The organism is Pseudomonas sp. SID14000 (genome assembly GCF_002165135.1).
Lineage (GTDB): Bacteria > Pseudomonadota > Gammaproteobacteria > Pseudomonadales > Pseudomonadaceae > Aquipseudomonas.
Genome location: NZ_NFZQ01000028.1, coordinates 1 through 13,638 on the forward strand (window position 1 = coordinate 1; position 13,638 = coordinate 13,638).

At 62.3% G+C, this 13,638-nt stretch carries 13 protein-coding genes; 8 read left to right on the forward strand and 5 right to left on the reverse strand.

Translation table 11 applies throughout. The features are described from left to right. Positions 1-378: 378 nt before the first annotated feature. Positions 379-720, reverse strand: coding sequence for a pilin assembly protein (locus CAY82_RS24560; protein ID WP_087503424.1), 342 nt, complete (start codon positions 718-720; stop codon positions 379-381). Between the two features lie 196 nt (positions 721-916). Here CAY82_RS24560 and ppc point away from each other — a divergent pair, with 196 nt between their 5' ends. The 6 genes from ppc (at position 917) to CAY82_RS24590 (ending at position 7,575) form a co-directional block, all read left to right on the forward strand. Next, complete coding sequence (gene ppc / locus CAY82_RS24565; RefSeq protein WP_087503425.1) at positions 917-3,544, forward strand: phosphoenolpyruvate carboxylase; 2,628 nt, start codon at positions 917-919, stop codon at positions 3,542-3,544. 257 nt (positions 3,545-3,801) lie between these two features. Beyond that, positions 3,802-4,452, forward strand: a complete 651-nt coding sequence (gene adk, locus CAY82_RS24570; RefSeq protein WP_003259830.1) for an adenylate kinase — start codon at positions 3,802-3,804, stop codon at positions 4,450-4,452. Between the two features lie 304 nt (positions 4,453-4,756). Beyond that, positions 4,757-5,431: a tRNA (adenosine(37)-N6)-threonylcarbamoyltransferase complex dimerization subunit type 1 TsaB gene (tsaB, locus tag CAY82_RS24575; RefSeq protein ID WP_087503426.1), complete on the forward strand. Its 675-nt coding sequence runs from the start codon at positions 4,757-4,759 to the stop codon at positions 5,429-5,431. 121 nt (positions 5,432-5,552) lie between these two features. Then, complete coding sequence (locus tag CAY82_RS24580) at positions 5,553-5,843, forward strand: hypothetical protein (RefSeq protein ID WP_087503427.1); 291 nt, start codon at positions 5,553-5,555, stop codon at positions 5,841-5,843. Positions 5,844-5,846: 3 nt separating this feature from the next. Continuing rightward, on the forward strand, positions 5,847-6,716 hold the full coding sequence (locus tag CAY82_RS24585; protein WP_087503428.1) for a DUF72 domain-containing protein: 870 nt from the start codon (positions 5,847-5,849) through the stop codon (positions 6,714-6,716). Between the two features lie 28 nt (positions 6,717-6,744). Further along, positions 6,745-7,575: an oxaloacetate decarboxylase gene (locus CAY82_RS24590; protein WP_087503429.1), complete on the forward strand. Its 831-nt coding sequence runs from the start codon at positions 6,745-6,747 to the stop codon at positions 7,573-7,575. 2 nt (positions 7,576-7,577) lie between these two features. Here CAY82_RS24590 and CAY82_RS24595 read toward each other — a convergent pair whose 3' ends face one another. Next, positions 7,578-8,198, reverse strand: coding sequence for an energy transducer TonB (locus CAY82_RS24595; protein WP_087503430.1), 621 nt, complete (start codon positions 8,196-8,198; stop codon positions 7,578-7,580). 103 nt (positions 8,199-8,301) lie between these two features. On the opposite strand from CAY82_RS24595, the gene CAY82_RS24600 reads away from it, so the two are divergent. Continuing rightward, positions 8,302-9,078 carry a class I SAM-dependent methyltransferase gene (locus CAY82_RS24600; RefSeq protein WP_087503431.1) on the forward strand — a complete coding sequence of 259 codons (777 nt, stop codon included), beginning with the start codon at positions 8,302-8,304 and terminating at the stop codon, positions 9,076-9,078. Positions 9,079-9,116: 38 nt separating this feature from the next. On the opposite strand, the gene CAY82_RS24605 is transcribed toward CAY82_RS24600, so the two are convergent. Next, positions 9,117-10,085 (reverse strand): RHS repeat-associated core domain-containing protein, encoded by a 969-nt coding sequence (locus CAY82_RS24605; RefSeq protein WP_087503432.1) that lies wholly within the window; start codon positions 10,083-10,085, stop codon positions 9,117-9,119. Between the two features lie 149 nt (positions 10,086-10,234). Then, positions 10,235-10,876 (reverse strand): TetR/AcrR family transcriptional regulator, encoded by a 642-nt coding sequence (locus CAY82_RS24610; RefSeq protein WP_087503433.1) that lies wholly within the window; start codon positions 10,874-10,876, stop codon positions 10,235-10,237. Between the two features lie 429 nt (positions 10,877-11,305). On the opposite strand from CAY82_RS24610, the gene CAY82_RS24615 reads away from it, so the two are divergent. Beyond that, positions 11,306-12,019 carry a LuxR C-terminal-related transcriptional regulator gene (locus CAY82_RS24615; RefSeq protein WP_087503434.1) on the forward strand — a complete coding sequence of 238 codons (714 nt, stop codon included), beginning with the start codon at positions 11,306-11,308 and terminating at the stop codon, positions 12,017-12,019. Between the two features lie 63 nt (positions 12,020-12,082). Here CAY82_RS24615 and CAY82_RS24620 read toward each other — a convergent pair. After that, positions 12,083-13,638: DUF5801 repeats-in-toxin domain-containing protein (locus CAY82_RS24620; RefSeq protein ID WP_256576331.1), on the reverse strand; the 1,556-nt coding region annotated here is incomplete at its 5' end.

Here is a 13,638-nt window from a genome sequence, read left to right on the forward strand (position 1 = left end):
TGCACAACGGCAGGTGTGCAGGGTTTTAGCGTGATGGCTATTGGCTGTGACTGATGCGTTTTTCGGATAGTTCAGAAAAATTTGATCATGTCTGGGGTTTGTGGCGCCTGAGAGATCGAGCGCCGCGGGCGCGGCGCTTCGCAGCACAAGGCTGCTCCTACATCTGTTTCGGGCCGATTATCCCTGTGAGGTTTGTGCGCGAACGCTTTGGCGCATGGCTCGATATCGCGTTGTACGAACAAGGCGGTCGCGTGCACTGGCACAGGCAATACTGGCCCGAAACAGATGTGGGAGCAGCCTTGTGCTGCGAAGCGCCGCGCGGGCGGCGCTCGATCTCCCGGGCGCTGCAAAACTCACGACCTACACCTTCGCTATTCGCTATTCGCTATCAGCCCCAGGATTGCTCAGGGCGTGCAGATGCTGTCGTGACAGTGACAGAAAGCGCGGAGTAGGGCCGATGTCCTCGTACAGCGGGTCGCCTTCTTCATCGGTGGCGATGACCTGGCGGCCCTGCACATAGGGGAAGCTGGCTTCCAGTTCCTCAAGAGCGGCTGCGACCAGTTCACCGAGCAGTTCTTCGGCGGTGCGCTTGGGGTACATGTCGATCAGCGCGGCCAGGCGCGCCTCTGACTCCAGGTCCAGGTGCAGGACATGGCCCGTGGGGCTGAGGGGACCGGCGGCATTCTGTTCCCAGTGCTGGGCGAGTTCACGGATTTTCATGGTGGCCTCTGTTGACGCCTGAAAAGGCTGCATTGCATGGGCGTGTCGTGCTTTCACTTTAGTTTGCTTTGGCCGATTACGGCTTGCCATCGTCGCCCGGCTGTGGGCACTCTTGCCAGGTATGCCGCTCCCACAGGGGATCGCGTAAAGGCTTAAAGGGATGCAATGCGCCAGAGCCGCGCCGGAGAGAGGGCCAATGACCGATATCGATGTGCGTTTGCGTGAAGATGTCCATGTGTTGGGTGAGTTGCTCGGCGAAACCATTCGCCAGCAGCATGGCGAGGCGTTCCTGCAGAAGATCGAGGGCATCCGCCACAGTGCCAAGGCCGACCGTCGTGGCGCCGGTGAACAACTGAGCTCGACCCTGGCGGACCTGGCCGAAGAGGACTTGCTACCTGTGGCCAGGGCCTTCAACCAGTTTCTCAACCTGGCGAACATGGCCGAGCAGTACCAGTTGATCCGCCGTCGCGACGCCGATCAGCCCGAGCCGTTCGAGGCCCGGGTGCTGCCTGAGCTGCTGGCGCGCCTGAAGCAGGCCGGGCACAGCAATGATGCCCTGGCCCGGCAGCTGGCCAAGCTTGACATCCAGCTGGTGCTCACCGCGCACCCCACCGAGGTGGCCCGCCGCACCCTGATCCAGAAGTACGATGCCATCGCCGGTCAATTGGCTGCCCAGGATCACCGCGACCTGACCCCGGCCGAACGCCAGCAGGTGCGCGAGCGCCTGCGCCGGCTGATCGCCGAGGCCTGGCACACCGAGGAAATCCGCCGCACCCGACCGACGCCGGTGGACGAAGCCAAGTGGGGCTTCGCGGTGATCGAGCATTCATTGTGGCACGCCATCCCCAACCATTTGCGCAAGGTCGACAAGGCCCTGCTGGAGGCTACCGGCCTGCGCCTGCCGCTGGAAGCGGCGCCGATCCGCTTCGCCTCGTGGATGGGCGGTGACCGTGATGGCAACCCCAACGTGACCGCAGCGGTCACCCGCGAAGTCCTGCTGCTGGCGCGCTGGATGGCTGCTGACCTGTTCCTGCGCGACATCGATGCACTGGCTTCCGAGTTGTCCATGCAGCAGGCCAGCGACGCCCTGCGCGAGCGTGTCGGTGACAGCGCCGAGCCCTACCGCGCCGTGCTCAAGCAACTGCGTGACCGCCTGCGGGCGACGCGCGCCTGGGCGCATTCGGCGTTGACCAGCAACCAGCCGGCCAGCGCCGAGGTGCTGGTAGACAACCGCGACCTGATCGCGCCGCTGGAGCTGTGCTACCAGTCCCTGCACGCATGCGGCATGGGTGTAATCGCCGAAGGCCCGTTGCTCGACTGCCTGCGCCGCGCCGTGACCTTCGGCCTGTTCCTGGGGCGCCTGGACGTGCGCCAGGACGCCGCCCGCCACCGTGATGCGCTGAGCGAGATAACCGACTACCTGGGCCTGGGGCGCTATGCCGACTGGGATGAAGAGCAGCGCATCGAGTTCCTCCAGGCTGAGCTGAAGAACCGCCGGCCACTGCTGCCCGCGCACTTCAAGCCGCAGGCTGATACCGCCGAGGTGCTGGCCACGTGCCGGGAAATTGCCGCCGCGCCGGCCGCCTCGCTGGGCTCGTATGTCATATCCATGGCTGGTGCTGCCTCGGATGTGCTGGCGGTGCAGTTGCTGCTCAAGGAGGCTGGCCTGACCCGGCCCATGCGTGTGGTGCCGCTGTTCGAGACCCTGGCCGACCTCGACAATGCCGGCCCGGTGATGCAGCGCCTGCTCGGCCTGCCTGGCTACCGCGCCAACCTGCGTGGCCCGCAGGAGGTGATGATCGGCTACTCCGATTCGGCCAAGGACGCCGGTACCACGGCAGCGGCCTGGGCGCAGTACCGGGCCCAGGAAAACCTGGTGCGCATCTGCGCCGAGCACCAGGTCGAGCTGCTGCTGTTCCACGGTCGTGGCGGCACGGTAGGTCGCGGCGGTGGCCCGGCCCACGCCGCGATCCTGTCGCAGCCACCGGGTTCGGTGGCGGGGCGCTTCCGAACCACTGAGCAGGGCGAGATGATCCGCTTCAAGTTCGGCTTGCCGGGCATCGCCGAACAAAACCTGAACCTGTACCTGGCCGCCGTGCTCGAAGCCACCTTGTTGCCACCGCCACCACCGCAGCCGGCCTGGCGCGAGGTGATGGACCAGTTGGCCGCCGATGGCGTCAAGGCCTACCGCGGCGTGGTGCGGGAGAACCCCGATTTTGTCGAGTACTTCCGCCAGTCGACCCCGGAGCAGGAACTGGGGCGTCTGCCGCTGGGCAGTCGCCCGGCCAAGCGCCGCGCCGGTGGCATCGAGAGCCTGCGGGCCATCCCGTGGATCTTCGGCTGGACCCAGACCCGCCTGATGCTGCCGGCCTGGCTTGGCTGGGAAACGGCATTGAACAATGCCCTGGCCCGTGGCCAGGGTGACCTGCTGGCGCAGATGCGCGAGCAATGGCCGTTCTTCCGCACCCGCATCGACATGCTCGAGATGGTGCTGGCCAAGGCCGATGCGCAAATCGCCGAGGCCTACGACGAACGTCTAGTGCAACCGCACTTGCTGCCGTTGGGGGCGCACCTGCGCGACCTATTGTCGCAGTCGTGCCAGGTGGTACTGGGCCTGACCGGGCAGTCGGTGCTACTGGCGCACAGCCCCGAGACGCTGGAATTCATTAGCCTGCGCAACACCTACCTGGATCCGCTGCACCGTCTGCAGGCCGAGTTGCTGGCCCGGTCGCGCAGCCGCGAAGCCGCTCTGGACAGCCCATTGGAGCAGGCCTTGCTGGTCACTGTGGCGGGTATTGCAGCCGGCCTGCGCAACACCGGCTGAGGATAGGCCCGGGGCTTCCCGGGTGACTACTGTGCTGGGCATGCAAGTGGGTGAAGAGGGTGGTTGCGCCGGGCGCAACCGCCTGCCAGGCCAGCCATAGGTGGCGCATTCCTGCAACTTTGGGACGCTTGTCTGGCTGCCGGGCGCTGTGTATCTTGAGCAGCCTTCTGACCGATTTATGGTCATACCCGATTTTCCGGACTTGGCCCTGGTCGCCGAATCCATTGAATTTCATAAAAAAATTTGAGGAGCACAAGATGCGCGTAATTCTGCTGGGAGCTCCCGGGGCCGGTAAAGGTACTCAGGCAAAGTTCATCACCGAAAAGTTCGGTATTCCCCAGATTTCCACCGGTGACATGCTGCGTGCCGCCGTCAAGGCCGGCACCCCGCTGGGCCTGGAACTGAAGAAAGTCATGGATGCTGGTCAGTTGGTCTCCGACGAGTTGATCATCAGCCTGGTCAAGGAGCGCATCGCCCAGCCTGATTGCGCCAAGGGCTGCCTGTTCGACGGCTTCCCACGCACCATCCCGCAAGCCGAAGCCATGGTCGCTGCCGGTGTCGACATCGACGCCGTGGTCGAAATCGCCGTGGACGACGAGGAAATCGTCGGCCGCATGGCTGGCCGCCGTGTGCACCTGGCCTCGGGCCGCACCTACCACATTCAGTACAACCCGCCGAAAGTGGAAGGCAAGGACGACGAGACCGGTGAAGACCTGATCCAGCGCGACGACGACAAGGAAGAAACCGTTCGCCATCGCCTGTCGGTCTACCACAGCCAGACCAAGCCGCTGGTGGACTTCTACCAGAAGCTGTCGGCCGCCAATGCCGGCAAGCCGAAGTACAGCCACATCGAAGGCGTCGGCTCGGTCGAAGCCATCACCGCCAAGGTCCTGGCAGCCCTGAGCTGATCCAGCGTCTGACGCACCTCGACAACGGCCCGCTTGCGGGCCGTTGTCGTTTTTGGCCCTGTTGCCACATGCAATCCCTGTAGGAGCGGCCTTGTGTCGCGATGGGGCGCGCAGCGGCCCCAAAAACTCAGATTCGCCGCGAAAATTGCAGGGGCCGCTTTGCGGCCCATCGCGACACAAGGCCGCTCCTACAGGGACGGCGCCAGCCGAGCGGGCAATGGCCGTACAGCTGCCCCTTGGGGACACAACGCCGCCGCTGTTCTATACTGCCGCTCTTTTTCATTCGCACCTGGATACCCGTTCGATGACCACCCTGCTGGCCCTGGATACCGCCACCGAAGCCTGTTCCGTCGCACTGCTGCATGACGGCAAGGTAACCAGCCATTATGAGGTGATCCCGCGCATGCATGCCCAGAAGCTGCTGCCGATGATCAAGCAACTGCTGGCCGAGTCCGGCGTGGCGCTGAATGCGCTGGATGCCATCGCCTTTGGCCGTGGCCCGGGCGCGTTCACCGGCGTGCGCATTGCCATCGGTGTTGTCCAGGGCCTGGCCTTCGCCCTGGAACGCCCGGTGTTGCCAGTGTCCAACCTGGCCGCATTGGCCCAGGGTGCGCTGCGCGAGCACGGCGTGCAGCAGGTGGCGGCCGCCATTGATGCGCGCATGGATGAAGTGTATTGGGGTTGCTACCAGGCCACCGAAGGTGAAATGCGCCTGGTCGGCCAAGAGGCGGTACTGCCGCCCGAGCAGGTGGCACTGCCGGCGGGAAGCGGTGGCAAATGGTTCGGTGCCGGCACCGGTTGGGGCTATGCCGAGCGCCTGGCGGTGCAGGTGGCGGCCAGCAACCCCAGTGCCTTGCCCAACGCTCTGGACATTCTCAGCCTGGCCAGTTTTGCCTGGGCTCGCGGCGAGGCGATCGTTGCCGAGCAGGCGCAACCGGTCTACCTGCGCGATAACGTGGCGACACCCAAGAAGCGCTGAGTGCTGTTTGTCGGTTGCACCAAAACCTTTTGTACGATCTGTGGTCCAGTTATCACTCGAGCATTAGCGAAGGAATCCTGGTGCTGCTAAATTGCCATCATTGGTCCTGAGTACTCATGCCATGCGTATCGACGGTTTCTCATCGCAGTCCTACCCGATCAAGCGCACCCCGCGCAAGGCAGCGGTGCGTGAGGAGGCCATCGACGATGCCGAGGTGATCGAGGAGGCCGAAACAACCCCTCAGGAAGCCAGCGCCCGCCGTCGCAGCGGTGGCCTGCCCGCCCGCCAGCAGGACATGATCTTCCCCCGCGCCCGTGACCGCCGCACCGCTACCGCATTGGCCAGCTACCTGAGCACCGCCGGTTTCACCGACTGGGACATGGAAGTACTGGGGCTCGACCTGTACATTTAGTGGATGAGTCCATCACCACTGCCCTATTTTCTCGGTTGCCCGTCCTGGAGCGAAAACGCCTGGCGCGACTACCTGTATCCCGCCGACGCCAGCAGCAGTGAGATGCTTGGCTACTACAGCCAGGTATTCAACGCCGTCGAGGGCAATACCACCTTCTACGCACGTCCCGCACCCGGCACCATTGCGCGCTGGGCGCAGATCATGCCTCAACACTTCCGCTTCACGGCCAAGTTCCCTCGGGACATCAGCCATGAGGGCGACCTGCGAGATCAGCTCGAACCTGCCTTTGACTTCACCCGCCTGATGGCCCCGCTGGGCCAGCGCGTAGCGCCGTACTGGCTGCAGTTGCCAGCCCAGTTCAGCCCTGCACGGCTGGGCGAGCTTTGTCACTTCCTTGACGAGATCGGAGTGCCGGTGGCTGTGGAGGTACGTAACCAGGCCTTCTTCGCCAAGGGTGAAGAAGAGCGGCTGCTCAACCGGCTGCTGCACGAACGCGGCGTGGAGCGTATCTGCCTCGACCCGCGTGCCTTGTTCAGTTGCACCTCTCGTGACCCCGCCGTGCTGCATGCGCAGGCGAAGAAGCCCAAGGTACCGCCACGCCCGGCAGCCTTCAGCCAGCACCCGCAGGTGCGCTTCATCGGCCATCCGGAGCTGGAAGCCAACGAGACGTTTCTCACGCCGTGGGTGGACAAGGTGGCTGGCTGGATCGAGGAGGGACGCAGCCCCTACATCTTCCTCCACACCTCGGACAACCGCCTGGCCGCGGCGCTGGCCCAGCGTTTTCACCAACGCCTGATGCAGCGTCTGCCGGGCCTTGCCGCACTACCTGAATTGCCGCGCACTCCCGAGGTCGAACAACTGGGGCTACTCTGACCTTTCCCTGACTGCCGGAGGTTGGACCATGGATGTGCAAATCCAGCGAGCCAAAGCCTTCAAGGCCCTGCACGAGCGTGACAGCGCCTTCGTCATCCCCAACCCCTGGGATGCCGGCTCGGCCAAGTTGCTTGCCAGCCTTGGCTTCGAGGCGTTGGCCACCACCAGTGCCGGCCTGGCCTTCAGCTTGGGCCGGCCGGACGCTGAAGGCGCCTTGAGCCTGGAAGATACCCTTGATAATGCCGGCGAGATCGTCGATGCCACCCCGTTGCCGGTGGCCGCCGACCTGGAGAACGGCTTTGGCGACCTGCCCGAGGATTGCGCCCGGACCATCCTGCGTGCCGCCGAGACCGGCCTGGTAGGCGGCTCCATCGAAGATGCCAGTGGCCGCAGTGAAGCGCCGATCTATGACCTCGGGCTGGCCGTGGAGCGTGTGCGCGCAGCCGTGCAGGCGGCGCGTAGCCTGCCGTTCTCCTTCACTTTGTGTGCTCGGGCAGAAAACTTGTTGCATGGCCGCATGGACCTGGACGACACCATCCTGCGCCTGCAGGCCTATGCCGAGGCCGGTGCCGACGTGCTGTACGCGCCCGGGCTGGGTACTGTCGAGGAGATCCGCGCGGTGGTGCAGGCCGTCGCGCCACGCCCGGTGAATGTGCTGATGGGCATGGCTGGCGTGCCGCTGAGCGTCAACCAGTTACAGGACCTGGGCGTGCGCCGTATCAGCGTCGGCTCGTCGCTGGCCCGTGCTGCACTGGGGGCCTTCCACCGGGCCGCGCTGGAAATCCGTGATGAGGGTACGTTCGGCTACGGGGAGCAGGCACTGCCGTTCGCCCAGCTCAACGAGCTGTTCCGCCGCTGACCTCAGGCGTGGGCGCGCACGTTGTTCAGCACCACCGGGCGGGCCCAGTGGATGTCGAACTCCAGGTCGTTCTGCTGCTTGGCCAGGGTAGCGTCGTCGAACGGCTCGGGGGCCGGGTCCAGCAGATCGGTCTCGAACTCGGCGATCGGCAGGAACAGCGAGCGCGGGGCAGGGCCAGGGCCGGGCTCGGCGATGGGGTGACCTTGGCTCATCACCACCGGGCGCAGCCAGCTATTGTTGATATCGAGCTGGCGCTGCTGTTCGATCAGTTCGACTGCGCTGAACGGCTCGGGGGCGGGCGGCAGCAGATTGGCTTCGAGTTCTGCCTTGGGCAGGAACAGTGGCTCTGGCGGTGCCACCTCGGTGTCGTGTACCGGACAGGCGCGCTGGGCGTCGATCAGGGCCAGCGCACGGGCGCCGCCGATCGGCTCGCCACTGGCGTTGTCGTACTGCACGAACGACTGGCTGACGCTGTCTACGGGCTCTTCCTGCTGCTCGGCCATGGCCCGGGCAAAGAAATCCTGCCACAGGTGGCTGACGCTCCCAAGTGCCTGGGTGTTGTGCTGACTGTAGTTGCCGACAGGCGACAGGTAGGTCAAGCCGATGGGAAGAGTATCTGACATGGCAGTCGCGCGCGTTGTGCTCTGGCAGAATAGCGGGTTATTGCCTGTATCGGCCGAGGTGGCCGATACATTAACGGCTGGGTTCAATTTCTAGGTGTGAATGATGGAAGAGCAGGGCACAGGTATCCGGGTCGAGGCGCTGTCGGCTGAATTCGAGGCGCAAGCCGCTGCGTGGGCCGAGCGCCTTGAGCTGCCGCTGCAGGACGATGCTGCCGGGTTTGCCGTGCAGGTGGGTGTCGATGGCTTGCAGATCCAGCAGTTGGGCCCGCAGGCCCCGGGGCCTGTGAGGGTGGACTTCGTCGAAGGCCAGGCCGCGCACCGGCGGCTTTTCGGAGGTGGCAACGGGCAGATGATCGCCAAGGCGGTGGGCATTGCCCAGGGCGTCCGTCCGCAGGTGCTGGATGCCACTGCCGGGCTGGGCAAGGACGCGTTCGTGCTGGCCAGCCTGGGCTGCCAGATGACCCTGATCGAACGCCAGCCGCTGATTGCCGCGCTGCTGGAGGATGGCCTGGCGCGGGCGCGGTCGGATGAAGAAGTGGGGCCGATCGTGGGGCGCATGCGCCTGCTGACCGGCAACGCCATCGAGCGCATGCGCGCCTGGGAAGGGGAGGCGCCGCAGGTGATCTACCTCGACCCGATGTTCCCGCACCGGGACAAGAGTGCGCTAGTGAAGAAGGAAATGCGTGTGTTCCGGCCCTTGGTGGGTGACGACCTGGATGCCCCGGCCCTGCTCGAAGCCGCCCTTGCGCTGGCCAGCCACCGGGTGGTGGTGAAGCGGCCGCGCAAGGCACCGATCATTGATGGGCCGAAGCCGAGCCACAGCCTCGAGGGCAAGTCGAGCCGGTATGACATTTATCCGAAGAAGGCGTTGAGAGTCTGATCGCATCTGCGAACCATCTAGTCAGCCTTGCCTCTAGGCTAACCCACGGTATTGCGGAGTTGTTCTACTTCCTTGTCGATGTAATTACCTGTGAAATCAAGGGAATTTTGCGATGGTGGCCTAATTCTCGGCCACGTAGACGACGGCCGACCTAGCATGCTGGAGAAGGTAGGAGAGGTAGGGGTGACGCCGCTCCTGCCTGCAGCTTTTATTTTTTCAAATCTGTCTGATATATCTTTCCAGAATAATGTTGAGTCTATCGAGGCGATTGAGTCCCTGTGGTTTGTCGAGCCGATGTATCGCGTTTTACCATTGATTTTTACGGGCGTAAGGCTCGTTAATATGGATTCTTTGAGAGTGGCGTTGAGAATTCTTTCGTCACCTTTTTCTCTTAGTTCGAGGGAGTGGGATTTTGTCTCCTTCGCCCCTTTAGCTTTTTGGGTAGCAATGTGTTTTTGAAGTATTTTGTATTCTCGGGATGTGAGATTGGGATTATTCTGATTCAGGCGATGAGAGATTTTATTTGAGCTATATCCTCCGGTCATGAGTTTTACTATCGAAAACATACCGCTAGGATCCGATCTGTTAACGGGGTCATTGGTACAGTAAGCGTAAGCATTAATTCCCCCCTTTTCAAATGGCGACAAGCTGTCTGCACTGTGAAAGCGCATCAGTCCCACATTGAACAAGCGATGGCCGTTACCCAGCAGGTAACCGATGGCTGAGGGTAGCCAGGTTTGCCCGGTAAAGCGGGACAGTACCTGGTGAGCGGCCGGTAAACTATCATCGCCATAAGGGCTGTAGGCAATGGCCGTTTGGCTTCCTGCATGGACGGTAACTGTTGACGCTTGGGCATCGGTGGCCAAAAGCTGTGTTTGCTTGGTTTGGCTGTTTGTTTCGCACAGGTTCTGGTTATTCGCGCTGACAATTGAATAATGAGTACTGCCTGACTGCACTGTCGAGAGTTTGCTGCCCTTATAAAAGAGTTTAAGTATTTGCGTTGGCATGGTGGTGCGCTCATGTGGGGGTACATGAGAGTCTGTCAGGAGGGTGCCTGGTCGGATACTGACAAAAATGTCAGGTAGTGCGCCGGTTGGGGGCGCGGTTACTGGCATACGCGTTCCTACAAAGTGACCGCGTATGCCAGCAGATGCTTTCAGGGTTGGTACGCTCGCAAGAATACCCCCACCACCTCCCGCACATGCGCCTCGGCTTCCTCACCCTCCAGCGGCCCCGCACACCCGAGCAGCAACCGGTAATCCGGGGCGCCCTTGACCAGGCAGAAGAAGTGCTCTGCCGCACGCAGCGGGTTGTCGATGCGCAGCAGCCCGCGCTCATGCGCCCCGCGTAGCAGTGCTTCCATCCCTGACAGCACGCGCTTGGGCCCGGCTGCGTAGAAGTACTCGCCAAAACTCGGGTCCAGGCTGCCCTGAGCCATGATCAGGCGGCTTAGCTTGACCGCTTCATCACTGCTGATCAGCGCCTGGAAGCCACGGGCAATGGTCAGCAGCACCTCTTCCACCGGTACCCCTTCCGGATACTCGAACAGCAGGTCGGGCAACTGGATCTGGCAGGTTGCCATGACCGCGGAGCCGAACAGGGTCTGCTTGTCGGTGAAGTGGCTGTACACGGTGAGCTTTGAAACACCTGCCGCCGCAGCGACCGCATCCATGCTGGTGTTGGCGTAACCGAGGCTGAGGAACAGTGCCTTGGCTGCTTCAAGAATTGCCTCGCGCTTGGCCAGGTCCTTGGGCCGGCCCGGGCCGATGGGTGCGTCGTTGGACATTGTGATCTGCATCTGGTTGAAGAGGCACCATCTTAACGGGTCAGACGCCATCCGGCTAAAGTCCGCGGGCAAAACCTGCTGTTTGCCAGCGAAAAACTGATCGACATTACTTTACGAGATCAAGCGCAACCAGGTCCAATGCGTGGCGTAAAATTGACTGTCTTGGTGTGGCGTATATTAAATTCACGCCATCCGTCGTTTAATTGACTTTTTGTCCGGTGCAGGAATGTGCCCTGAGGGGCGCCAGACAAGTCTAAGTCATTGATTTTAAAGCCCGTGGTGCGGCCGGTTAAGTACCGGTCCACATGGGGCTTGAGGCGCTGCCTGATGGCGAGAGGGCTGCTAGTACGCAGGGCTGGCCTAGACTCCGCTTGAAGGGCCTGCGAGAGAAGGCTGACAAGTGGAGGACATGGAGCGTTTTTCATGGGAGGCAGGAAGATGATGCCGGACCATAAAAAAATGATACGCGTGATGTTGATCGATTGTCGGCCTCTGGTGCTTCTGGGGCTTCACGATCTGATAAATGCCAGAAAGCCCCGTATGGAAGTGAGTGGCCAGGCCACCACCTATACCCAGGCGCTGGATCTTGCCGACCAGGTGCGGCCTGATGTCGTTTTCTTCAGCTTTTTTCCAGATGCGCTGGACCCGCTCGAGGTACTTGCCGGACTCGCGCGCACTGCCGACAGGAAAGTGCTGGTGCTCAAGGGAGTGTACGAAACTGTCCCCGTTGCACAGGCCATCGAGGCGGGCGCACGTGGCATCGTGCTGGCGGAGGACTCAACGGAGTCGATTATCCAGGCCATCATCAAAGTCCACCATTACGACATCGGTCTGGACAGAGCCTGGGTCAGTGGGCTTTCGGGCTATGCCTCGGCCAGGCATATACCGTTCAGGTGCAGTCCGGCCCAGGCGAAACATGCACGGCTGACGTTGCGCGAGCGGGAACTCGTTCGCGCCATCGTTGGCGACCCGTCCGCCAAATACCTGTGCATCGCCGGGCGCTTGGGCATCAGCGAGCACACCGTGCACAATCACCTCAGCAGCATCTATCAAAAGCTTAATCTCACCAACCGCATCGACTTGCTGATGTATGCGGCGAGGCACGGACTCACCGATGGCGAAGGACCGCAAGGCGGCCCCAATTTGCCTGACTGACCAACATTACGCTGCGAGGGTGGTTTCCAAGCCACCCTCGCAGGTTTTCACGTACGCAATGTTTCAGGCGCTGCCATTGAAGATGTCGTTGTTGGCAATGTCGACCCCGACCAGGGTGATGGTCGTCGTCTGCCCGCCGGATTCGGCAATGGTGACGATGCTGTCTTGGCCAGTGTTGTCGATCGACTGGACGACGGCGTTCGGATCACCATTGAGCACCAGCGTGTCTCGTTGCCCCGCGCCAGCATCGAACCCGCTGATCTGGTAGAGGAGCTCATCGGTCGACAGGTCGACGTTGAAGGCATCGCGCTGGCCAGTCGTGCCAACCAGGGTGAAGTCGAACGGTGCGTTGTCCGGTTCGTTGGCGAACAGGTTGGCATCGAACGTGCTAGTCGCGGAGTCGCCATCTTTGTCCGTCAGCGTCGCACTGAACTGCAATTTGACGTCGCTAGCCAGGTTCTCGGTTTCCTTGATGAACTCAATCACCGGGATCTTGATGTCGCCTCGCGCCATTGTCAGTTGAACGGCGTCGATCAGCGCCGAGCCTTCCTTCTGGACCAGGAAGGACACCTGGCCGCCAGCCTCTGGTGTCAGGGTATTCACCTCGGTCAGGTCAGACGTCGTCCCATCCGCGTAGTAGATCCGGTAGTACAGGTCCTCGGTCGCGGTGTTGTAGCCTCCTACGGAGTTATCGATGAAGATCTTCATGCCCGTCAACAGGGTCTCCGGGTTGATCACGAAGCTCTCATCGGCGGCGCTGATCGCTGCCAGGTTATCGCCCTGGAGCAGGTTGTTGGCAACGCCGATACCGGACGTGCTGACGTTCATGGCTGCTGGGTCGATGTACGACGGCAGGGGATTGGTTTGTAGCGAGGCTTCGGTCGGGTCGGGGGCCCCGAGGCCTATGCCGGTGAAGATGTCATCCGTCGAGGCGAGCGCTTTGGCGGAAAAGAACACGATCTCCTCGGATGCTGAAGGAATGGTCGGATCATTCGTTTCAGGAATCAGCAAGGTACGCACAGGGTCCGGGCCGCCGGCATCGAGCGAGCCGTCGGCACTGCTGAGCGTAGTGACCGAACTGAAGCCTTGCACCAGGTCCAGTGTGTAGCTGCCATCGGCAAAGGCCGTTAGCGTGTAGTCGATCGTGGTGTCGGCTGTTGCGGCGTTATTGTCGAAGTCCCCGGTCAAGGTGCCGGTGAAGTGGAACGCGCCATTGGCGTCGGGCGAAGGCGACGTCTCGGTAAGTGTCCCTGTGCCCGTCGCAGTGGTGTTGTCTGGCCTGACCAGCGTGAACTGGCCACCCACCAGCGAAATGTCCAGACCGGTCGATCCCAGCCCGTCGGCGCCGGTCGTATTGTTCCAGAACCCATATTGCGGCAGGGTACTCCCGGTTCCGATCAGGTTGCCGAAGGCAAGTGTTGGTCCATCATCCTTGAACACCAGGTTCTGCCCGATGTTGAGGGTGGCCTGGGCGCTGTCGCCGTCCTTGTCGGTCTTGGTCGCGGTCAAGGTCACCAGGTTGTCGGAGGTCAGGGTCTTCGCGTCATCGGGGTTGCTGGTGTCGGGATGCACGATGGCGCGGAGCTGGTCGAGGGTAACGGAACCGTTGCTGGCGACGC

Excerpts from the sequence above, each read along its gene's own strand:
- CAY82_RS24560 (WP_087503424.1), bottom strand. The coding sequence starts at position 720 with ATGAAAATCCGTGAACTCGCCCAGCACTGGGAACAGAATGCCGCCGGT.
- ppc (WP_087503425.1), top strand. The coding sequence starts at position 917 with ATGACCGATATCGATGTGCGTTTGCGTGAAGATGTCCATGTGTTGGGT.
- adk (WP_003259830.1), top strand. The coding sequence starts at position 3,802 with ATGCGCGTAATTCTGCTGGGAGCTCCCGGGGCCGGTAAAGGTACTCAG.
- tsaB (WP_087503426.1), top strand. The coding sequence starts at position 4,757 with ATGACCACCCTGCTGGCCCTGGATACCGCCACCGAAGCCTGTTCCGTC.
- CAY82_RS24580 (WP_087503427.1), top strand. The coding sequence starts at position 5,553 with ATGCGTATCGACGGTTTCTCATCGCAGTCCTACCCGATCAAGCGCACC.
- CAY82_RS24585 (WP_087503428.1), top strand. The coding sequence starts at position 5,847 with ATGAGTCCATCACCACTGCCCTATTTTCTCGGTTGCCCGTCCTGGAGC.
- CAY82_RS24590 (WP_087503429.1), top strand. The coding sequence starts at position 6,745 with ATGGATGTGCAAATCCAGCGAGCCAAAGCCTTCAAGGCCCTGCACGAG.
- CAY82_RS24595 (WP_087503430.1), bottom strand. The coding sequence starts at position 8,198 with ATGTCAGATACTCTTCCCATCGGCTTGACCTACCTGTCGCCTGTCGGC.
- CAY82_RS24600 (WP_087503431.1), top strand. The coding sequence starts at position 8,302 with ATGGAAGAGCAGGGCACAGGTATCCGGGTCGAGGCGCTGTCGGCTGAA.
- CAY82_RS24605 (WP_087503432.1), bottom strand. The coding sequence starts at position 10,085 with ATGCCAACGCAAATACTTAAACTCTTTTATAAGGGCAGCAAACTCTCG.
- CAY82_RS24610 (WP_087503433.1), bottom strand. The coding sequence starts at position 10,876 with ATGCAGATCACAATGTCCAACGACGCACCCATCGGCCCGGGCCGGCCC.
- CAY82_RS24615 (WP_087503434.1), top strand. The coding sequence starts at position 11,306 with ATGCCGGACCATAAAAAAATGATACGCGTGATGTTGATCGATTGTCGG.